Genomic DNA, 18,835 nt, shown 5'->3' with positions numbered 1-18,835 from the left:
TGCCTCCCTTCGGTTCACGGCAGGAGCGGGAGGCACCGACCGTTCGGGCTCTCATCGCATCGCCTCGGTGAAGAAGTCGACCAGGACGTCCGGTCCGAGCGTGATCGGAGCGGGCGCAGTCACGGTGCCGCCGCGGGTCACCGTCGAGAGTGCGCCGGTGGTCGTGGCGGCGCTGAAGAGGAAGTCCCCGGGTGGTCCGTGGTTGCCGTGCGGGAGAAGGATGAGCTGAGCTCGGGCGCCGGCGGCGCGGGCGGCGTCGAACATCCGTTGGCTCTGCCGCCATCCGACGGTGTCGTCCTGCTGTCCGTGCAGCAGGAGCATCGGCGGGTCCTGCCTGTCGACGAGGGTGACCGGGGAGGCGGACTGGACGAGAGCGGCCGGACAGGTGGGCAGTGCGCAGCCGAGGAGCCGCGATGCAGGCGAGGAGGCGTCGGCCTGGCAGGAGCTGATGTTCGACTTCGGCGGTCCGACGCAGTTGCTGGGGAGGTCCCTGTCCAGGGTCGCGAAGTCGGTGGGCGGGTAGAACGCGGCCACCGCGCGGACGGGGTTCTCGCGCGGGCTGCCGGCGGCGCCGCCCTCCGTTTCGGCGAGCGCCGCCATGAGCGCCGCCCAGCCCCCGGAGGAGTCACCCGCCACCCCGAACCGGTTCGGGTCGAGGCCGTACCTGTGCGCGTTGATGCGGAGGTAGTGGATGGCCGCCTGGATGTCGGTCAGCTGCGCGGGGAAGGTCGCCTGGGCGCTGCTGCGAATGTTCACACCGGCGACCGCGTAGCCTTCGGGGCCGAAGAGCTGCGCGGCACTCTCACCGACATCGCCGCCGTCGTCGCGGAGCCAGCCGTTGCCGCCGGTCCACACGATCAGCGGGACGCGCTTCTGCGCTTTCCGGGCAGGCAGGTAGAGGTGCAGAAGGTGACCCTCGCCGGTCCTGGGATCGCTGGGTGCGTACTCCAGCAGAACAGTCGACGCGCCGGTGGGGGTGTTCGTAGCCGCGGGTGGCGTGCTGTCCGGGGTGCACCCGGTCAGGACGATCACCGCTGCCGTCAGCACGGCAGCATACGCGGCAGTGCGGAACACGATAGGCCTTTCCGCCGAAGGGTACCGCCCGGCGGGTGAGCTGCGGTAGACCGCATCGTCAACCTCGGCTGCGGATGAAGCGCCCGTGAAAGAATGACGCCATGCTCGAATCCGAAATGTCTGTTACACGTTTCAGTTCACGTCCGTGGTGGGTCGTCATCCTGGCTGCGTTCCTCTGGCTTGGAGGCTGGTACCTGACACCAGGTCTGGGCAACGGCGTCGGTCAGCTGTTCACGGACGACCTGGCCGTCTCCGTCCTCATCGAGACGATGCTGGCGCTTGTGCTGGCGGTCATCCTTGTCCTCACGCACCGTCGCTACAACCGCGTCCTCTTCGCTCGTTCCGGGACCGTCTACCTCTACGCGCTACCGCTGATCACGTCCGTCGCTCTCCCGTTTCATTACAGCCTCATGCTGCCGGTCGTCCTCTACATGCTCTGGATGACCGTCTCGGTGTTCTGGCAGGACTATCTCACCTTCGGACTGCTGCAAAGCTACCTCGGCGAGCGCCTGCCTGCCTGGGGTGTGATCGTCGTCAGTGCGGTCATGTTCTGGCTCGGACACGCGCTGTTCATCCCCGAACGCTTCGCACCGACCAACGTGCTCCCGAGTCTTGCCATTCTGGCCCTCGGCTTCACGATGGCGTCGCTGCGCGTGTGGCTCAGGTCGATTCATCTCATCCTGGCGCTGCATCTGACGTTCTACTTCGTGTTCGCGTAGAGCAGGCGCCGCCGACTCAGTATCCGACGACGCCGGTGAAGTCCGGGGAGCCGTCCGGCCGGGCCGGGAGCGGCGTCCCGTTGACGTAGCGCGGCCACTCCAGGCGGTATCCACCGACCGGCGTCAGCACGTTCGGGTACGGAGACGACGGCACGGCTGCGGCGGCAGGAGCCGCGGGCGGAGCGTAAGTGGTGGTGGTCGCCGGAGCAGCGACCGGCGCAGCAGCAGGTGGCGCATACCCAACGGGCCCGACGGCGGGAGGCACCGCCCTCGCAGGTCGCGACTCCTTCGGCCCGAACAGCGTGTACGTCAGCGGGATCAGGATCGTCCCCAGCGCGTCCAGGATCGCGATGGTCGCCACGAGCCGCCAGTACGTGTCCGTGAACGTCGTGTGGTCGAACACCAGCGGCGCCGCGAGCCCCAGGGTGAGCGCACCGACCAGCACCAGGGTGCACACGGTCACCTTGGACATGATCGGCCCGGTGAAGCGGCGCTGGGTGTTCAGCACCAGGTGGATGTGCAGGAGGCCGAGCCGCACGACGACGACGAGCGCGATCCAGCCGAAGAAGCCCCAGGAGGACGTGCCGGTCCCGTCGTCCGGGGAGGAGCTGCCGTCGAGCGCCGGCGCCCAGATCTTCACCAGGCCGTCCAGCAGCAGGAATGCCGACAGGATCACCGACACCGCACCGAACCACGACGCGCGGCGGGCGGACACGTCCGCGTCGTACCAGGACACCAGCGAGAAGAACACCAACAGCGCGATCGTGCCGATCAGCCGCCAGCAGGTCTCGTCCCAAGTCCCGATGATCACCGCATAGACGCCGACCAGTGCCGCGGCGATCAGCGCGCCGACCACGATCCGCGGCAGGAGCTTGCGCACCCAGGCGAAGCGGTCGGTGTCGGGTGGGAGGGCGCCGGTCATTTCCGTCATGGCTCGAACGCTAGCGACGGGCCGCGGGCGCAGAATCCGTGCCAGTACGGTATTCGTCGCCGCGCTATTCCGCCCCCTGGCTCGGATGCGGCAGATCCCCCACCCGCTCCTGCTCGCGCAGCATCGCCGCCGTCAGCTCGGCCCGCACCTCGGCGTACTCCGGTTCCCAATACACGTTGCGCACCTCCTCCGGGTCGCGCTCCAGGTCGTACAGCTCCCACTCCGGCGGGTACGTGAAGTGTCCGGTCCCCGCCAGTCCGAGGCCGTCGTTGTAGAAGTAGATGAGCTTGTGCGTGCGCGTGCGGTAGCCGTAGTGCGCGGGCGCGCGGTGGGAGCTGTCGTCGTGCTCCCAGTAGCGGTAATACATCCCGTCCGCGGGCGGCGACGACGGGGACGACACCACGTCGCCCCAGAAGCTCCGTCCTTGCATCCGCGAAGCGGGCTCCACCCCCGCGGCGTCGAGGATGGTCTGCGCCCAGTCGACGTTCGTCACGATCCCGTCGTGCACGGTCCCGGCCTTCACCCGCGACGGGAGGCTGAGCACCAGGGGCATCCGCAGCGACTCCTCGTACATCAGGCGCTTGTCGAACCAGCCGTGGTCGCCGAGGAAGAAGCCCTGGTCGGAGGCGTACATCAGCAGGGTGTCGTCGAACCGGCCGCGCTCGTCGAGCCAGTCGATGACGCGGCCGACGTTCTCGTCCACGGCCTGCACGCAGTCGAGGTAATCCTCCATGAAGCGCTGGTACTTCCAGACCGCGGCGTCCTCGTAGCCGAGACCGTCGGGCGGCGACGCCTTCAGGTCCTCCAGGGCGAGGTGCTCGGCGATCCGCATGGCGGCCCTCCGCGCGGACGCCGACCGGGTGGCGTAGTCGTCGTCGAAGGTCGCGGGCAGCGGTACCGCCTCGGTCCGGGGCCGCGACCCCTCCCGCGGCTCCCACGGCCGGTGCGGCGCCTTGTGGTAGATCAGCACGCACCACGGGTCGTCGCCCTCCAGCGAATCCAGCCACGAGAGCGCCAGGTCGGTGATGATGTCCGTCGCATACCCCGGCACGGTCCGCTCCCCCGCCGCCGACAGGAACAGCGGGTCCCAGTACTCCCCCTGCCCCTCCGATCCCACCAGCACGTCCCAGTAGTCGAAGCCTTCGGGATCGTGGCCGGGCCCGTGCCCCATGTGCCACTTGCCGACGATGGCGGTACGGTAGCCCGCGGCCTTCAGCTGCGACACGAACGTCGGCTGGGAGGCGTCGATCGGCGTCTCCAGCGTGGTCACGCCGTTGACGTGGCTGTACGTGCCGGTCAGGATGCTCGCCCGGCTCGGCGAGCACAGCGAGTTCGTGACGAAGCAGTTCTGGAAGAGCGCGCCGCGCCGCGCGATCTCGTCGATGCGCGGCGTTGCGTTCACCACCGACCCGTACGCCCCGATCGCGTGGGAGGCGTGGTCGTCGGTGAGGATCATCACCACGTTCGGCCGGCGCTCGCTCATCGGACCGGGTAACTGCTCTCGTCAAGCCCGCTCATGCTCGGATCGTAACGGACTCCCCCCACGTCATACATCGACGTCATCCAGTGGTAGAAGTTGTCGCCGCGCTCGACCAGCGCCGTGTAGAGCCGGTGCAGCATCCGGGCGCGGATCTCCTCGAACTCGGGGTGCTCGTAGCGGTTGTGCAGCTCGTCCGGGTCGGTCTCCAGGTCGTACAGCTCGTTGACGGACTCCGGGTTGACGACCAGCTTGTAGCGCCGGTCGCGCAGCATCCGCTGCGGGTACGGGAAGTGGTGGCCGTGGAACTCGCACAGCACGTCCTGCTGCCAGTCGACCTCCTCCCCGCCGACCAGCGGCAGCAGGTTGCGGGAGTCCAGCGCCGGGCGGGTGTCGGCTCCGGCGAGCGCGAGGATGGTCGCGGTCGCGTCGGTGAGCGTCACGAACTCGTCGCTGACCTGCCCCGGCGGCATCCCCGGCACCCGGATGATGCCGGCGGTGCGGTAGATGTCCTCGTACATCGCCGGCCCCTTGTCGTGGAGGCGGTGCGCGCCGGTGAACTCACCGTGGTCGCTGGAGAAGAACACCGCGGTGTCGTCCGCCAGCCCCAGCTCGTCGAGCACGTCGAGCACGCGGCCGAGCTGCCGGTCGATGAGCGTCACGTAGCCCCAGTAGACCGCGATCAGCTTGCGGCTGGTCTCGATCGGGATGGTGTCGAAGGTCCAGTGCTTGCTGTAGTTGCGCTGCACCGGCGGCTTGCCGAGGAAGTCCTCCTGCACGGACGCGGGCAGCTCGATCTGCGCCGGGTCGTACATGTCGAAGAACTCGTCCGGCAGCAGGTACGGCAGGTGCGGCCCGAAGTAGTGCAGCCCCAGGAAGAACGGCGTCCCTTCGGTTCGCTTGCCCGCGGCGAAGTCGCGCAGCATCGCGATCGCCTTCTCGGCCAGGTAGTACTCGAACGTGGCCTCCTCCGGCTGGTGGAGCCTGGCGGCGAGCAGGTTGCCCGGGCTCCCGTTCGGCAGCACGCCGCGGATGCGGTCGTCGATCGCGTACGGCGGGTAGCCGTTCGTGGCGAGGTAGGCGAGGTAGTCCGGGCTGTCGACCGGGTTGTGCCAGCCGGGCAGCGTCGGGCCCTCGAAGCCGTAGTCGGCCGCGGTCTTGTTCGTGCCGACGTGCCACTTGCCGACCAGCCCGGTGCGGTAGCCCTGCTCCTGGAGGGCCTGCGCGAAGGTGAACTGACCCTCGCGCAGGTCCTCCAGGTAGCCGACGTTCCGCTCGTAGTTGGCGAGCAGGCGGTGCCGGAACGGCGCCTGACCGGTCAGCAGGCTCGCGCGCGCCGGGGTGCAGATCGCCGTCGGGGTGTACCACCGGTCGAACCGCGTGCCCGTGGCCGCCAGGCGGTCCAGGGCCGGGGTGCTGATCCGGGTGTTGCCGTAGCAGCCGAGCGTGTCGACCCGGTGCTGGTCGGTCAGCAGGAACAGGATGTTCCTCCGGCCGTCGTGCTGTGGAGCGGTGGAGGTCAATGTCCCGCCTTGGCATAGAGGTCGGAGGTGTAGTAGTCCTTCGCGCTGCCCGGCTGCTGGAGCGTGCCGACCGTGGTGAAGTACTTCCCGAAGGTGTCGAGCCACTTGTTCACGTCACCGGACTTGGTGGAGGCCTCCAGCGACGCCGACGAGACGAGCTGGTCGAAGCTCGCGTCGGTGGTCACCTGGTCGACCGGGACATTGGTCATCTGCGATACGAGGTTGATGGCCTCGGTGCGGTGCGCGAGCCGGTAGTCGTTGGCCTCCTTGAGCACCGCGAGCACGGCCGACACCATCTTCGGGTTCTGCGTCGGCAGGTTCTCCCGGGCGACGAACGCGGTGACGAAGCGCATGGAGCTGGAGAAGTCGGAGTCCTTGGCGAGCTCGATGATGCCCGGCTGCTGCTTCTTCACCGTGGTGAGCTGCGGGTAGCCGAAGCCGGCCGCGTCGAACTGGCCGGCGGAGAGCGCGGAGGTCAGCGTCGAGTAGTCGAGCGGGGTCGCGTCGATGTCGCTCATGCTCATGCCCGCCTTCTGGAGGCCCAGGCGCAGGATCATCTCGCCCGAGGTGCCCTTGGGGTAGGCGACCTTCTTGCCCTTGAGGTCCTTGATCGACTTGATGCCCTTGCCGGGGAGCGCGACGATGCGGTCCGCGTTGGTGAAGGTGTCGATCGCGACGATCTTGGCCTTGCCGGAGGCGGGCAGCCAGAGCGCGCCAGGGCCGATGTAGCCGAAGTCGAGGCTGCCGGAGGCCATGGCCGTGATCTGCAGCGGGCCGTTGGTGAAGACCTGCGGGTTCACGTTCAGGCAGTGCGCCGCCCACAGGTTCTTGGCCTTGGCGATGGCGAGGAGGCTGGTGCCGTTGAAGTCGCCGATGTAGCCGAAGTTGACGTTCTGCGTGGTCGAGCACGAGGTCGCGCTGGAGCCCGAGCCGGCCGTGGCCGAACCGGTGCTGCAGGCGGCCAGGGACAGGACGAGTGCTCCGGCGGCGAGGGCGGCGATGCCCAGGCGTGCGGGGATTTTTGGCATGGCGATGCTGCTTTCTGTGAGTCGGGTGGAGCTGGGACGTGTTGTGGTGCGGTTCAGAGGCGAGGTCAGCGCTGCGCGCCGACGCTCGCCGTGTCGAGGGCCGGCTGGTGGTACACGGCCCGCCAGACGCGGTTCTTGATCTCCGCGAACTCGGGCGAGAGCCGGGTCTCCTCGGTCCGGTTCGGCGGGAGGTCGACGTCGATGACCTCGAAGATCCGGCCGGGCCGTGCGGCCATGACGACCACGCGGGAGGCCAGGTACACGGCCTCCTCGACGTCGTGCGTGACGAAGAGGACGGTGCGCCGCTCCTCCTGCCAGGTGCGCAGCAGCCGGTCCTGGAGGGTGACCCGGGTCAGCGCGTCGAGGGCGCCGAACGGCTCGTCCATCAGCAGCAGTTGCGGGTCGACCGCGTAGGCGCGGGCGAGGGCGGTGCGCTGTTTCATGCCGCCGGAGAGTGCCTTGGGGAGCTGGTCCGCGTGCGTGGTCAGCCCGACCAGGTCGATGTAGTGCTGCGCGCGCTCGCGGCGCTCCGCGGCAGGCACTCCCGAGACGCGGAGGCCGAACTCGACGTTCTTGCGAACCGTCAGCCACGGGAACAGCGCGTACTGCTGGAAGATCACGCCGCGCTCCGGGCCGGGCCCGTCGACCGGCTCCCCGTCGACCACAACGGTGCCGGAGGTCGGCGTCTCGAGCCCGGCGACGATGTTCATCAGCGTGGACTTGCCGCAGCCGGACGGCCCGACCAAGGTGACGAACTCACCGTCGGCGACATCCAGGTCCACCCCGCCGAGGGCGGTGAACTCGCCGCTGCCGAGCGGGAAGACCTTCCGGAGGTCCGTGACGCTGATCTTGGGGGTCATCGGCGTTCCTGCCACGAGGTCACTCTCCGTTCGATGGCCATCAGCAGGCGGTCCATGAGCAGACCGAGCAGGCCGATGAAGATGATGGATACGAAAATCGTCGGCAGATCGAAGTAGAGCTGCGCCTGCTGCATGCGGAAGCCGAGGCCCTGCTGGGCCGCGATCAGCTCGGAGGCGACGAGGGTCGCCCACGACGAGCCGAGGCCGACGCGCATGCCGACGAAGATGAAGGGCGAGGAGGCCGGGACGATGACGCGGGCGAAGATCGTGCCGTCCTTCGCGCCGAGCACCCGCGCGGCGTTCACCAGCGTGCGGTCGACGCTGACGACGCCCTGGTAGGTCGCCACGATCGCGGCGAGGAACGACGCCAGGAAGATGACGAACACCCGCGCGACCTCGCCCGTGCCGAGCACGACGATCGAGAGCGGCAGGATCGCCAGCGGCGGGATCATGCGCACGAACTGCACCCACGGGTGCAGCAGGCCGCGCGCGGTGGTGTACCAGCCCATCAGGAAGCCGACCGGGACGGCCAGCAGCGTCCCGAGCAGGAAGCCGACCAGCACCCGGGCGAGGCTCGCCCCGATGTCGGTGAACAGGATGCCGTTCGACGCCAGGTCGATCGTCTTGGCGACGACCGCGGGCGGGCTGGGCAGGATCGTGAAGAACGACAGCACCCAGAAGGCGCCGATGCCCGCCACGATCGAGACGGTGGTGAACACCCAGGAGGGCACCCGCCGGCGCCGGCCGGGGCGTGCGGGCGGCGCTGCGCCGTCCTCCACGGGCAGGCTCTCGGTCGCGAGGGTCGTCATCGGTTCTCCTTGTCGGGGTGGTTCGGGGTGCTGGGTGGGTCGGGGTGCTGGGTGGGTCGGGGTCTAGGCCTGCCGGCGCGCGGCGTCGGCGGGTTCGGGGAGGCCGGCGAGGCTCGCGTAGCCGACCAGCAGTGAGGAGCGGTGGAAGGCCGCGGCGATCGCGCCGAGCGCGCCGGCCTCGTCGCGGAGGGTGGAGACCCGCAGCCGGGCGCCGCCTCCGACCAGGAGGGTCTCGTGCGCGAACGCCTCGCGGGCCGCGTCGAGGAAGCCGGGGAACCGGAGCACGTCTCCCGCGATCACGATGTCCCGCGGGTCGACGACCACCGAGGCCGCGGCGAGCGCCCGCCCGGTCGCCTCCCCGGCCGCGCGCACGACCGCGGCCGCGACCGACCCGTCCGCGTCGTCCGCGGCGCGGACCGCCGTCAGCCGGTCCTGGATCGCGGGCACGGACGCGACCGTCTCCAGGCAGCCGGTCTTGCCGCACCAGCACGGGAGGCCGTCCGGCTCGACGGTCACATGGCCGACCTCCCCGGCCGAGCCGGACGCGCCGGAGACCAGCCGGCCGGAGACCACGAGGCCGCCGCCCACGCCGTCGCCGAGCCGCGCGTACAGGAGACTGTCGGCGTCGTCGGCCCGGCCCCAGACCGCCTCGCCGAGTCCGGCCAGCCGGGTGTTGTTGTCGAGGGTGAGCGGAGCGGAGAACCTCCCGGCGAACCGGCCGCGGATCAGGTCGAGCAGTTCATCCCTGCCCTGCCCCCGCCAGCGCGGCGGCGTGCGCTGCTCGCCGCGGAAGGCGGTGCTGAGCGGCCCCGGGACGCCGATGCCGATGCCCTCCAGCGCCTGGAGCCCCACCTCCTCGTCCCTGGCGAGCTCCTCGATGAGCGCGAAGGTGGCGTCGATCCGCTCGGACCAGGAGGTGTCCGGGTCGTAGGCGCGTTCTCCCGAGACGATGATCTCGTTGGAGGCGTTGACGACGGCGACGTGCACACGCCGGTGACCGAGGTCGACGCCGAGGAATTGCCCGGACGCAGGGTCGAGCGCCAGCTTGGACGCCGGCCGTCCCCGGCCGCGCTTGTCGTCGTGCGTCTGGCGCTCGACGAGGACGCCGCGGCGCAGCAGCACAGCGGTGATGTCCGAGAGCGTGGTGCGGGAGAGCCCGACGCGCTTCTCCAGCTCCGCACGGGTCAGCGGGCCGATCTCGCGGAGGGTCGCGAGTATCCGCTCTTCGTGGGTGCGCCGGATCAGCTGCGGCACGTCGTTGGGCTTGTGCACGATCGCAACTGTATGGAGCGTGAATTATTCCGTCAACGCAACGGCATAAATGAATTTTCACAACATCCTTGACGCCCGCTCCCCCGCGGGAATCCGGCGACGAAGGGTCCGGAGATATCCATTCGGCCGCCCGGTTTCCGGAAGAATTCCGCGGTCCTAGCATCCGTACAGCGCCGAGCCTCGGCGCTCTCACGGCGCAGAGTCGCGCCAGCGAAAGGGGCACCATGCACCATCTCGGGAAACTCATCGGCCGGCGGCCGCGAACCGGCAGGGCGCGGGGGTGGTCGGCGGCCCTCGGCTCTCTCGCGCTCGTCGGGCTCGCCCTCGTCGCCGTACCGCAGAGCGCGGCCGCCACCACGTCGCTCCCCTGCGACCTGTACGGCTCGGCCTCCACGCCGTGCGTCGCCGCGTACAGCTCGGTGCGCGCGCTCTACGCCGGCTACGGCGGCAGCCTGTACCGGGTGACCCGGGCCTCCGACGGCCACACCCTCGACATCGGGGTGCTGAGCGCGGGAGGCTACGCGAACGCCGCGGCGCAGGACACGTTCTGCGCCGGGACCACCTGCACGATCACCGTCGTCTACGACCAGTCGCCGCGCCACAACGACCTCACCATCGAGGGACCCGGCCTGCAGGGCGGCCAGGACGTCGGCGCCATCGCCGACCAGCTCCCGGTCACCGTCAACGGTCACGAGGCGTACGGCATCCTCATGCAGCCGGGCGTCGGCTACCGGCACACCAGCGGAGCGGGCGTCGCGACCGGATCGCAGCCGGAGTCCATGTATCTGGTCGGCAGCGGGACGAACACCAACGACAAGTGCTGCTCCGACTTCGGCAACGCCGAGGTGCAGGAGGCCGACACCGGCGCCGGGCACATGGACGCCCTCAATATCTCGGTGCGCAACGCCACGGGCAGCTACGGCAACGGCCCCTGGATCGCGGCCGACCTGGAGAACGGCCTCTACAAGGGCGCCACGCTCACCGACAACTCCAATCACGGCAACAGCAGCGACTTCGTCACGGCCGTGCTGAAGAACAACGGCACCACGAGCTTCGCGCTCAAGGGCGGCGACTCGCAGTCCGGCGCTCTGACGACCTGGTACGACGGACCGCTGCCGGCGGGAGGCTACGCGCCGATGCACCTGGAGGGCTCCATCGTGCTGGGTACCGGAGGGGACAACAGCAACCGCGGCACCGGCTCCTTCTTCGAGGGCGCGATGACCGCCGGCTACGCGCCGGACGCGACCGATGCCGCCGTCCAGGCGAACATCGTCGCGACGAACTACGTGGGCTACAGCCGCGGCGGCGTGCAGCTCGTCGGCAAGGGCGGCCTGTGCGTCGACCCCTCCGGCAACGACACCGGGGCCAACGGTGAGCAGGCGCAGCTCAACACTTGCGACTCTTCGGCGCTGGACCAGAAGTGGGTGCTCAACCCGGACGACACGCTCACGACGGTCGGCGCCTGCCTCGACATCATGGGGAACAGCACGGTGAAGGGCACGAAGGTCCAGCTCTGGACCTGCGACTCCGCCGGCGGTCAGGTCTGGGTGCCGCAGTCGAACGGCTCGCTCCTGAACCCGCAGTCCGGGCTCTGCCTGGACGACCCGGGCGGGAGCGTCACACCGGGGACGCAGTTGCAGATCTACAGCTGCAACGGGCTTCCCGCGCAGCAGTTCCCGATCCACTGAGTCGCGGGGGCTGCTGAGGAAGCGGGTCTCCGGGGGCGGCGGGCGCCTCCGGGGACCTCCCGGCCTAGCCCGTGGCCGCGAGGCCGCGCAGCGCCGTCACCAACTGCGCGGTGTCCGGCATCCCCCGCAGCCCGGCCGGTGTCGGGTACACGCGGCAGGCCAGCTCCCGGATGGGCTCCGCCGCCGGGAACAGGTCGGCGCCGTCGACCACGATCGTCGGCGAGCCGGCGAACACCGTCCCGGCGATGTCGGCCGGGGCCTCCAGCAGCCGGTACTCCACCGTCGCGTCGATCCCGGCCTCGGCGAGCGCGAGCTCCAGCCGTGCGCCGGCTTCGCGCCAGCTCGGGCAGTCCTGGATGTGCAGCACCTCGACGCGCACGGCCCTCCGATCGATGGTCTTCCGTCCTTACCTTACGTTCCGTGACGCGGCCGGATGCGCTCGGCGCCGCGGTGCCGCATCCTTGGGCGATGAGCTTCGCACCGGCCCGGCCCCTGGAGCAGCTCTTCGCGTCCCGGTCGAGCATCAAGTGGCGCCGCTATCCCGCGGACGTCCTGCCGGTGTTCGTCGCCGAGATGGACTTCGACGTCGAGCCGGCCATCCTCGACCGCGTCGCCGAGACGCTCCGCAACTCGGACACCGGCTACCTCGACTCGGCCGGTCCACTGGCGCCCGCCTTCGCGGACTTCGCCTGGAGCTCGTGGTCGTGGGGCGTCGACCCCGAGTGGGTGCACCTGGCCACCGACGTGACGGTGGGCGTGGTCGAGACGCTGCGGCTGGTGCTGCCGGAGGCCGGTGGGCGCGTCGTCCTGACGCCTCCCGTCTACCCGCCGTTCTTCGAGATGATCGAGGAGGCCGACGCGGTCGCGATCACCGTCCCGCTGCGCGAGGACGCCGGCTGGACGCTCGACCTCGACGGCCTGGAGGCCGCCTTCGCCGCGGGAGCCGACGCCATGCTGCTCTGCAACCCGCAGAACCCGACCGGCCGATGTCACAGCCGGCGCAGCCTGGAGGCGCTCGCCCGCCTCGCCGCCCGCTACGGGGTGTTCGTCGTCAGCGACGAGGTGCACGCCCCGCTCGCCCACCCCGGCGCCCGCTTCACGCCGTTCGCCCCTGTCGCCAGGGCCGCAAGCGCCCGCGCCGTCACGGTGACCTCCGCCAGCAAGGCGTGGAACCTCGCCGGGCTCAAGTGCGCGGTCATCGTGGCCGCCGAGCCGGCCACCGCCGACCTGCTCACCCGGCTCCCGGAGGAGCTCGCCGCACGCACCAGCATCCTCGGCCTGCACGCCAACGTCGCGGCGCTGTCCTGCCTGCGCTGGCGCGACGGCCTGCTCGACCAGCTCGTGACGAACCTCCGGCTGCTGGAGGCCGAGCTCGCCGTGCACGCGCCCGCGGTGCGGGTGGTCCGGCCCGACGCCGGCTACCTGGCCTGGCTGGACTTCCGGGAGACCGGGCTCGGCGACGACCCGGCCCGCACTCTGATCGACGTCGGCCGGGTCGCGCTCAACTCCGGGCTCGCGTTCGGCGAGCAGGGACGCGGCTTCGCCCGGATCAACCTGGCCTGCGACCCGAGCACCGTCGTGGAGGCGGTCCGCCGCATCGCCGCGACCGTCGCCGCGGCGCGCCCGGCGCTGGCGCCCCTCCCCGCGTAACCCCCTCACGATTCGCCACGAATGTCGCGAAACGGCGGCGCATTCGCGCGATTCGGCACGAATGTCGCGGGCGCTACGCCTCGAGGGCGCGGCGCAGGTCGGCGATGATGTCGCGGGGGCTCTCGAGGCCGATGGACAGGCGCACCAGGCCGGGCGTGATGCCGGCCTCCAGCCGCTCCTCCTCGGTGAGCTTGGCGTGGATGGTGCTGCCCAGGTGGATGGCCAGCGTGCGCACGTCGCCGATGTGCGTCATCGGGCTGATCAGCTGCAGCGCGTCGAGGAACCGTTGAGCGGCCTCCCTCCCTCCCGCGAGGTCGATCGAGACGATGGAGCCGGCGCCGTGCGGCATGTACCTGCCCGCGAGGTCGTGGAACGGGTCCCCGGCGAGCCCCGGGTAGTGCACCCGCGCCACCTCCGGCCGGCCGGCCAGGAACTCCGCCACCTCCTGTGCGTTGGCGACGTGCCGGTCCATCCGCACCGACAGCGTCTCGACGCCGTGCAGGAGCAGGAACGTACTCATCGGCGGCACCGTCGGCCCGTACTCCAGCACGATCACCGTGCGCAGGTAGGCCAGGTACGCCCCGGCGCCGAACCGCTCCACGAAGGAGGCTACCCCCGGCCGCGGCGGCTCGGTGAGCTGCGGGAAGCGGTCGGCGTGCGCCGCCCAGTCGAACCGGCCGCCGTCGACCACCGCGCCACCGATCACCGATCCGTGACCGGACAGCCACTTGGAGGTCGAGTGCACGACGATGTCGGCGCCGTCCTCGATGGGGCGCCAGAGGTACGGGGTCGGCACGGTGTTGTCGACGACCAGCGGGACGCCGGCCGCGTGCGCGATCCCGGCCAGCCGCTCGATGTCGACCACCTGGTTGAGCGGGTTCGGCAGCGTCTCGGTGTAGACGGCCTTCGTGTTCGGCCGGAACCGCGCCGCCCACTGGGCGTCGGACGCGTCGTCGTCCACGTACTCGAACGCGATCCCCTGCCGCTTCAGGATGCCGCGGAACATCTCCCGCGTCCCCTCGTACAGCGACCGGGTGGCGAGGATGTGGTCGCCCGCCTCGGCGAGCGCGTTGATCGCCGCGGCGATGGCGGCCTGCCCGCTGGAGACCACGATCCCGTCGACGCCGCCCTCCAGGTCGGCGATGCGCCGCCCGGCCACCGCGTTGGTCGGGTTGTCGTTGCGGGAGTAGGCGCGGTAGCGGCTGCGGCCGGCGAAGCGTTCCTCACCGTCGTCGAAGTCGTCGAAGACGTAGCCGGCGGTTTGGTAGATCGGGGTGACCCGGGCGCGGGTCTCGGCGTCGACCACCGCTCCGGCGTGGATCTGCCGGGTCTCGAAGTCGAGCGGGCGCGAACAGTCGTCAGGCATGCCGACACTGTAGTGACGAAGGCCGGGAGCCGTGCAGTTCCCCTTCACCGTTCGTCACGGTCGCCGCTCAGCTCCAGCCGTACAGCGCCCGCAGCGCGCTGCGGACGGTTGCGAACCGGCGCGCGTCGAGTGCGGCGGCCTCCCGGCGCATCCCGGTGCGGTGCACGCGGAACACCCGGTCGAGCTTGACGAAGCTCGGCCGGCCCTTGCCGTCCCAGTCGCCCGCGCCGATCGCCAGGTACTCGGGACGCCCGGGATGCGCCTGGCTGGTCAGCGCGACCGCGATCAGGCTGCCGGAGGGCTCCGCCGCCACCACAAGCACCGGGCGGTCCTTGCCGCGGCCGTCGTTCTCCTCGTACGGCACCCAGGTCCAGACGATCTCGCCCGGGTCGGGCTCGCCGTCGGTCTTCGGGTTGTAGGAGGTGCGCAGGCCTTTCAGCCGGCGCGGGTCGACCTGGATCGTCGCGTCGACGCCCCCGCGCCCCGGCTCGAGCCCGGCGACGCGTCCGGGGCGGGCGGGGGCGAACCGGGAGGCCGGTCGTTCAGTCTTCCGCGCCGCCGGCCGGAACAGTCGTGCGATCGCGTCGAGGAGTCGGCTCACTCGTGGCACGATAGCGGACCCGGGTGAGCCCCAGCGTGAAGCGCAGCGCGAGCGCTAGCAGCAGTGAGACCAGGAACGACCCGATCAGCACGGAGAACCCCGCGATCGCCTGGGCGGTGAACAGGTCGAAGTTGCCGCTGTCCACCATCCCGCCGCCCCTGGCGAACAGCCCGAGGTAGAGCAGGCCGACCATGCTCGCGACCGTCACGATGACGATCAGCGCCATCGATGCGCCGAATCGCGCGCGGGCGGCCAGGTCGACCATTGTCGCGCACGCCACCGCGGCGATGGCGCCGAGCAGCAGCGACCAGCCGACGGTCAGCACGCCGGCCGCCGGTGTGATCGCCACGAGCCCGGAGAAGGCGCCGCAGAGCGCGCTCACCGTGGTGGGCCGCCGCAGCAGCACCCGGTCCACGACCATCCAGGCCAGGCAGCCCCCGGCGGAGGCGATGAACGCGTTGATCGCGATCAGGCTGAGGTAGGAGTCCACCGATCGCTCCGAGCCGACGACCAGTCCGAGCCAGCCGACCCAGAGCAGTGTCCCGCCGATGGCGATGGCCGGGAAGCTGCGCCGCTCCGGAGGCCGGTGCTCGCCGCGCCCGCACGCCAGGATGACCCCGGCAGCCGCTGCGCCCGCCGCGACGCCGATGGGCAGCGCTCCCCCGAAGTCGATCACGCCCAGCACGCCGGACGCCCAGCCGTCGTCCAGCGCGAACACGGCGTAGCCCGCCGGGTACAGCACCAGCACCGACCAGAGCACCGTGAAGACCAGCCAGGCGCGCAGCGTGACCCGCGACGCGACGGCGACGCCCACGATCGAGACCGACACCGCGGCCGCCGCGAGGATCGCCCCTGCCCTGGCCAGGGCGTACAGGTCGGGCCGGTGCGACGCCGCCCCGAAGCCGCCGGCGAGGTCGAACGACGGAGCGCCGAGCACATGCGCCAGCAGCGGCCGCCCCGCCAGCATCCCGTAGCCGCCGGCCACCCCGAGCAGGATGGTCGCCGCCGTGCCGGTCAGGGCGAACTTCAGGGCCCGGGAGGTCGTCGCGCTCCCACCGAGCCCGCCGACGAAGAACGCGAGGCCGAACGGGACGAGCAGCGTCAGTGCCCCGGAGACGAACAGCAGCAGGGTGTCGACCTGCTCGCTCGTGGCGGCCATCCCGCTCCTTCCGCCTCAATGCAAGCATTACATTAGCGGCCGCCGCCACGCGGAACGGGGCGCCGCCCGCAGGCGGCACCCCGTTCGCGGATGCTCGATGGTGTGGGTCGGTCACACCGGCTCGAGCGAGTATCCCTCCTCGCCGTGCACGACGGTGTCGACGCCGGCCAGCTCGTCCTCGTTCTTGATCCGGAAGCCCATCGTCTTCTGGATGACCCAGCCGATCGCGTAGGCCAGGACGAAGGAGTAGATCAGGACGCTGAAGGCGCCCAGCGCCTGCGCTCCGAGCTGCTGGAAGCTGCCGCCGTACAGCAGGCTCGAGAAGGCGCTCGTCGGCTCGCCCTTGCTGTTGTAGACGTGGGTGAAGCCGAAGACACCGATCCAGAGCGTTCCGATGATGCCGCCGACCAGGTGGATGCCGACCACGTCGAGCGAGTCGTCGAAGCCGAGCTTGAACTTCAGGTCGATGGCGATCGCGCAGACAGCGCCGGCGACGAGGCCGAGCAGCATGCCCCAGCCCGGGGTGAGGATGTTACAGGCCGGGGTGATCGCGACCAGGCCGGCGACCGCACCCGACGCCGCACCGATGGAGGTCGGCTTGCCGTCCTTGATCTTCTCGACGATCAGCCAGCCGATGGTCGCGGCGGCCGGGGCGGCGAGCGTGTTGATCCAGGCGATCGCGGCGACGCCGTCGACTCCACCCTCCGAGCCGGCGTTGAAGCCGAACCAGCCGAACCACAGCAGCGCAGCGCCGAGGAGCGTCAGCGGCACGTTGTGCGGCTTGCTCATGCCCTTCTGGAAGCCGACGCGCTTGCCGAGCACCAGGGCGAGCGCCAGGCCCGCCGCACCGGCGTTGATGTGGACCGCGGTGCCACCGGCGAAGTCGTTAACATGCAGGATCGTGGAGATCCAGCCGTCCTGCAGGTTGAACACCCAGTACGCGACCGGGAAGTAGACGACCGTCACCCAGATGCCGGCGAAGACCATCCAGGCGCCGAACTTCGCCCGGTCCGCGATGGCTCCGGAGATCAGCGCGACCGTGATGATCGCGAAGGTGGCCTGGAATCCGGCGAACGCGAGATGGTACAGGTCGGGCGTCATCCCGTCCTTGCCCATCAGGCTGGACAGGAACCAGTCCGGCGTGCCGAGGATGTGCGGGATGAGCGGCGTGCCGAACGCGAGACCGTAGCCGTAGACGACCCAGAGGACGCCGACGATGGCCATCGCGCCGAAGCTCATCATCATCATGGAGACGACGCTCTTCGCGCGGACCATGCCGCCGTAGAAGAATGCGACGCCGGGGGTCATCAACAGGACGAGGGCTGCGGCGACGAGCAACCACAGGGCGTTGACGGTCCCTGTCGGTGCGTAGTCCGCTGCTGTGTGCAACACCATGCGAGTCTCTACCTCTCTGTGCGACGCCCTGGGGGGGGTTCTGACTCATCGGAGCCGAGCCGGGCGCTTCGGGGTGGAGCCAGTCTGATCGCAGGAGGTTTCGGACGCGGGCTACTCGTGTTTCGCGGGTGTTACGCATCCCCGCATTGTGTAAACAGTCTGTTTCGCCGCCGTGCGAATATCCGGGGCGGACAGAGAGGGGGCCCTACTCGTCGTGCGGGGGCAGCTCGCCCGCCGTCAGAGCGATCATGCGGGAGACGGAGCGAAGGTACTTCTTGCGGTAGCCGCCGCCGAGCATCTCGTCGTCGAACACCTCGCTGAGCGGGGTGCCGGTCTGCACGACCGGGATCTCGGCGTCGTACACGCGGTCGATGAACGCGACCAGCCGGAGGGCCGCCATCTGGTCGTGGAGGACATGGACGTCGGAGAGGCCGATGACGTCGACGCCGTCGAGCATCTTGATGTAGCGCGACGGGTGCACGGTGGCGAGGTGCGAGATGAGGGCGTCGAAGGTGTCGCTGGTGGCCGTCTCGCCGCGCGCGCTGAGCGCCGCCAGCATCCGGTCGTACTGCGCGGCGTCGACGCTGACCGCTGCACCGGAGGTGTCGCGGCGCCGGTAGTCGAGGCCGTCGATGCGCAGGGTCTGGAAGTTGGCGGAGAGCGACTGGATCTCGCGCAGGAAGTCGCTCGCGGCGAACCGGCCCTCGCCGAGCGCGTTCGGGGGCGTGTTGCTCGTGGCGGCGATGCGGGTGCCGGAGGCGACCAGCTCGCCCAGCATGCGCGTCATCATCATGGTGTCGCCCGGGTCGTCCAGCTCGAACTCGTCGATGCAGATCAGGGTGGAGCCGCGCAGGAGGTCGACGGCCCCCGCATAGCCGAGCGCGCCGACCAGGGCGGTGTACTCGATGAACGTGCCGAAATACTTGGGACCCGGCGCCTCGTGCCAGAGCGCGGCGAGGAGGTGGGTCTTGCCGACGCCGAAGCCGCCATCCAGGTACACGCCAGGCTTCATGGCCTCCACCTTGCGGCGGCTGCGGCTGAACAGGCCGGCCGGGCGCTGCGGCTCCCACGACTTGGCGAACAGCTTCAACGTGGCGACGGCCTCCGACTGCGACGGGTAGTCGTGGTCGGGGCGGTACGAGTCGAAGGTGGCGTGCTCGAACTGCGACGGCGGCACCAGGCTCGTCGCGATCTCGGCGCCGGTGATCGCCGGCGAGCGGTCCGCGAGGCGGGGCAGGGCTCCGGTCGTCTCGATCGTCATGTGTGGATGCGCACCTTTAGTG

Annotated in this window: 17 protein-coding genes; 3 read left to right on the top strand and 14 right to left on the bottom strand. The window is 70.3% G+C overall.

Annotated features, from left to right (window positions below; all coding sequences use genetic code 11):
* Positions 1 to 51 precede the first annotated feature (51 nt).
* Positions 52 to 1,074 carry an alpha/beta hydrolase fold domain-containing protein gene (locus ACFRFH_RS09500; protein ID WP_382462775.1) on the bottom strand — a complete coding sequence of 341 codons (1,023 nt, stop codon included), beginning with the start codon at positions 1,072 to 1,074 and terminating at the stop codon, positions 52 to 54.
* A gap of 101 nt (positions 1,075 to 1,175) precedes the next feature.
* Between ACFRFH_RS09500 and ACFRFH_RS09495 the strand changes: the two genes are divergently transcribed.
* Positions 1,176 to 1,793, top strand: coding sequence for a hypothetical protein (locus tag ACFRFH_RS09495; protein ID WP_382462774.1), 618 nt, complete (start codon positions 1,176 to 1,178; stop codon positions 1,791 to 1,793).
* Positions 1,794 to 1,809: 16 nt separating this feature from the next.
* Here the strand turns inward: ACFRFH_RS09495 and ACFRFH_RS09490 are convergent, their stop codons facing one another.
* The 7 genes from ACFRFH_RS09490 to ACFRFH_RS09460 all read right to left on the bottom strand — a co-directional run bounded on the left by ACFRFH_RS09490 (position 1,810) and on the right by ACFRFH_RS09460 (position 9,693).
* On the bottom strand, positions 1,810 to 2,724 hold the full coding sequence (locus tag ACFRFH_RS09490; protein ID WP_382462773.1) for a hypothetical protein: 915 nt from the start codon (positions 2,722 to 2,724) through the stop codon (positions 1,810 to 1,812).
* A gap of 64 nt (positions 2,725 to 2,788) precedes the next feature.
* A complete protein-coding gene (locus ACFRFH_RS09485) occupies positions 2,789 to 4,207 on the bottom strand; it encodes a sulfatase (protein WP_382462772.1) in 1,419 nt (472 codons plus the stop codon).
* Positions 4,204 to 5,724: a sulfatase-like hydrolase/transferase gene (locus tag ACFRFH_RS09480; protein ID WP_382462771.1), complete on the bottom strand. Its 1,521-nt coding sequence runs from the start codon at positions 5,722 to 5,724 to the stop codon at positions 4,204 to 4,206. Before ACFRFH_RS09480 ends, ACFRFH_RS09485 begins: the two co-directional genes overlap by 4 nt.
* Positions 5,721 to 6,752: an aliphatic sulfonate ABC transporter substrate-binding protein gene (locus tag ACFRFH_RS09475; RefSeq protein ID WP_382462770.1), complete on the bottom strand. Its 1,032-nt coding sequence runs from the start codon at positions 6,750 to 6,752 to the stop codon at positions 5,721 to 5,723. The genes ACFRFH_RS09480 and ACFRFH_RS09475 overlap by 4 nt, the downstream gene beginning before the upstream one ends.
* 65 nt (positions 6,753 to 6,817) lie before the next feature.
* Positions 6,818 to 7,612: an ABC transporter ATP-binding protein gene (locus ACFRFH_RS09470; RefSeq protein WP_382462769.1), complete on the bottom strand. Its 795-nt coding sequence runs from the start codon at positions 7,610 to 7,612 to the stop codon at positions 6,818 to 6,820.
* Positions 7,609 to 8,421 (bottom strand): ABC transporter permease, encoded by an 813-nt coding sequence (locus tag ACFRFH_RS09465; RefSeq protein WP_382462768.1) that lies wholly within the window; start codon positions 8,419 to 8,421, stop codon positions 7,609 to 7,611. The genes ACFRFH_RS09470 and ACFRFH_RS09465 overlap by 4 nt, the downstream gene beginning before the upstream one ends.
* Positions 8,422 to 8,484: 63 nt before the next feature.
* A complete protein-coding gene (locus ACFRFH_RS09460) occupies positions 8,485 to 9,693 on the bottom strand; it encodes an ROK family protein (RefSeq protein ID WP_382462767.1) in 1,209 nt (402 codons plus the stop codon).
* A gap of 224 nt (positions 9,694 to 9,917) precedes the next feature.
* Here ACFRFH_RS09460 and ACFRFH_RS09455 point away from each other — a divergent pair, with 224 nt between their 5' ends.
* Entirely contained in the window at positions 9,918 to 11,381 is a 1,464-nt protein-coding gene (locus ACFRFH_RS09455; protein ID WP_382462766.1) for an arabinofuranosidase catalytic domain-containing protein, read from the top strand.
* 64 nt (positions 11,382 to 11,445) lie between these two features.
* Here ACFRFH_RS09455 and ACFRFH_RS09450 read toward each other — a convergent pair whose 3' ends face one another.
* Entirely contained in the window at positions 11,446 to 11,760 is a 315-nt protein-coding gene (locus ACFRFH_RS09450; protein ID WP_382462765.1) for a thioredoxin family protein, read from the bottom strand.
* 89 nt (positions 11,761 to 11,849) lie between these two features.
* On the opposite strand from ACFRFH_RS09450, the gene ACFRFH_RS09445 reads away from it, so the two are divergent.
* Complete coding sequence (locus tag ACFRFH_RS09445) at positions 11,850 to 13,031, top strand: MalY/PatB family protein (RefSeq protein ID WP_382462764.1); 1,182 nt, start codon at positions 11,850 to 11,852, stop codon at positions 13,029 to 13,031.
* 73 nt (positions 13,032 to 13,104) lie between these two features.
* On the opposite strand, the gene ACFRFH_RS09440 is transcribed toward ACFRFH_RS09445, so the two are convergent.
* From ACFRFH_RS09440 to zapE, 5 genes are all read right to left on the bottom strand, one after another.
* Positions 13,105 to 14,397, bottom strand: coding sequence for an O-acetylhomoserine aminocarboxypropyltransferase/cysteine synthase family protein (locus ACFRFH_RS09440; protein ID WP_382462763.1), 1,293 nt, complete (start codon positions 14,395 to 14,397; stop codon positions 13,105 to 13,107).
* Positions 14,398 to 14,464: 67 nt separating this feature from the next.
* Positions 14,465 to 14,998 carry a type II toxin-antitoxin system PemK/MazF family toxin gene (locus ACFRFH_RS09435; RefSeq protein ID WP_382462762.1) on the bottom strand — a complete coding sequence of 178 codons (534 nt, stop codon included), beginning with the start codon at positions 14,996 to 14,998 and terminating at the stop codon, positions 14,465 to 14,467.
* On the bottom strand, positions 14,940 to 16,157 hold the full coding sequence (locus tag ACFRFH_RS09430; RefSeq protein WP_382462761.1) for an ammonium transporter: 1,218 nt from the start codon (positions 16,155 to 16,157) through the stop codon (positions 14,940 to 14,942). The genes ACFRFH_RS09435 and ACFRFH_RS09430 overlap by 59 nt, the downstream gene beginning before the upstream one ends.
* 111 nt (positions 16,158 to 16,268) lie before the next feature.
* Positions 16,269 to 17,552, bottom strand: coding sequence for an ammonium transporter (locus ACFRFH_RS09425; RefSeq protein WP_382462760.1), 1,284 nt, complete (start codon positions 17,550 to 17,552; stop codon positions 16,269 to 16,271).
* 205 nt (positions 17,553 to 17,757) lie between these two features.
* Positions 17,758 to 18,813, bottom strand: a complete 1,056-nt coding sequence (zapE, locus tag ACFRFH_RS09420; RefSeq protein ID WP_382462759.1) for a cell division protein ZapE — start codon at positions 18,811 to 18,813, stop codon at positions 17,758 to 17,760.
* Positions 18,814 to 18,835: the final 22 nt, after the last annotated feature.

This window comes from Leifsonia sp. NPDC056824 (assembly GCF_042789575.1).
GTDB lineage: Bacteria > Actinomycetota > Actinomycetes > Actinomycetales > Microbacteriaceae > Leifsonia.
The sequence above is the reverse complement of the archived record's forward strand: the minus strand, read 5'-3'. Positions and strand labels throughout refer to the sequence as shown.

Coding starts and splice junctions, on each gene's coding strand:
- ACFRFH_RS09495 (WP_382462774.1), top strand. CDS start 1,176: ATGCTCGAATCCGAAATGTCTGTTACACGTTTCAGTTCACGTCCGTGG.
- ACFRFH_RS09490 (WP_382462773.1), bottom strand. CDS start 2,724: ATGACGGAAATGACCGGCGCCCTCCCACCCGACACCGACCGCTTCGCC.
- ACFRFH_RS09485 (WP_382462772.1), bottom strand. CDS start 4,207: ATGAGCGAGCGCCGGCCGAACGTGGTGATGATCCTCACCGACGACCAC.
- ACFRFH_RS09475 (WP_382462770.1), bottom strand. CDS start 6,752: ATGCCAAAAATCCCCGCACGCCTGGGCATCGCCGCCCTCGCCGCCGGA.
- ACFRFH_RS09470 (WP_382462769.1), bottom strand. CDS start 7,612: ATGACCCCCAAGATCAGCGTCACGGACCTCCGGAAGGTCTTCCCGCTC.
- ACFRFH_RS09465 (WP_382462768.1), bottom strand. CDS start 8,421: ATGACGACCCTCGCGACCGAGAGCCTGCCCGTGGAGGACGGCGCAGCG.
- ACFRFH_RS09455 (WP_382462766.1), top strand. CDS start 9,918: ATGCACCATCTCGGGAAACTCATCGGCCGGCGGCCGCGAACCGGCAGG.
- ACFRFH_RS09445 (WP_382462764.1), top strand. CDS start 11,850: ATGAGCTTCGCACCGGCCCGGCCCCTGGAGCAGCTCTTCGCGTCCCGG.
- ACFRFH_RS09440 (WP_382462763.1), bottom strand. CDS start 14,397: ATGCCTGACGACTGTTCGCGCCCGCTCGACTTCGAGACCCGGCAGATC.
- ACFRFH_RS09430 (WP_382462761.1), bottom strand. CDS start 16,157: ATGGCCGCCACGAGCGAGCAGGTCGACACCCTGCTGCTGTTCGTCTCC.
- ACFRFH_RS09425 (WP_382462760.1), bottom strand. CDS start 17,552: ATGGTGTTGCACACAGCAGCGGACTACGCACCGACAGGGACCGTCAAC.
- zapE (WP_382462759.1), bottom strand. CDS start 18,813: ATGACGATCGAGACGACCGGAGCCCTGCCCCGCCTCGCGGACCGCTCG.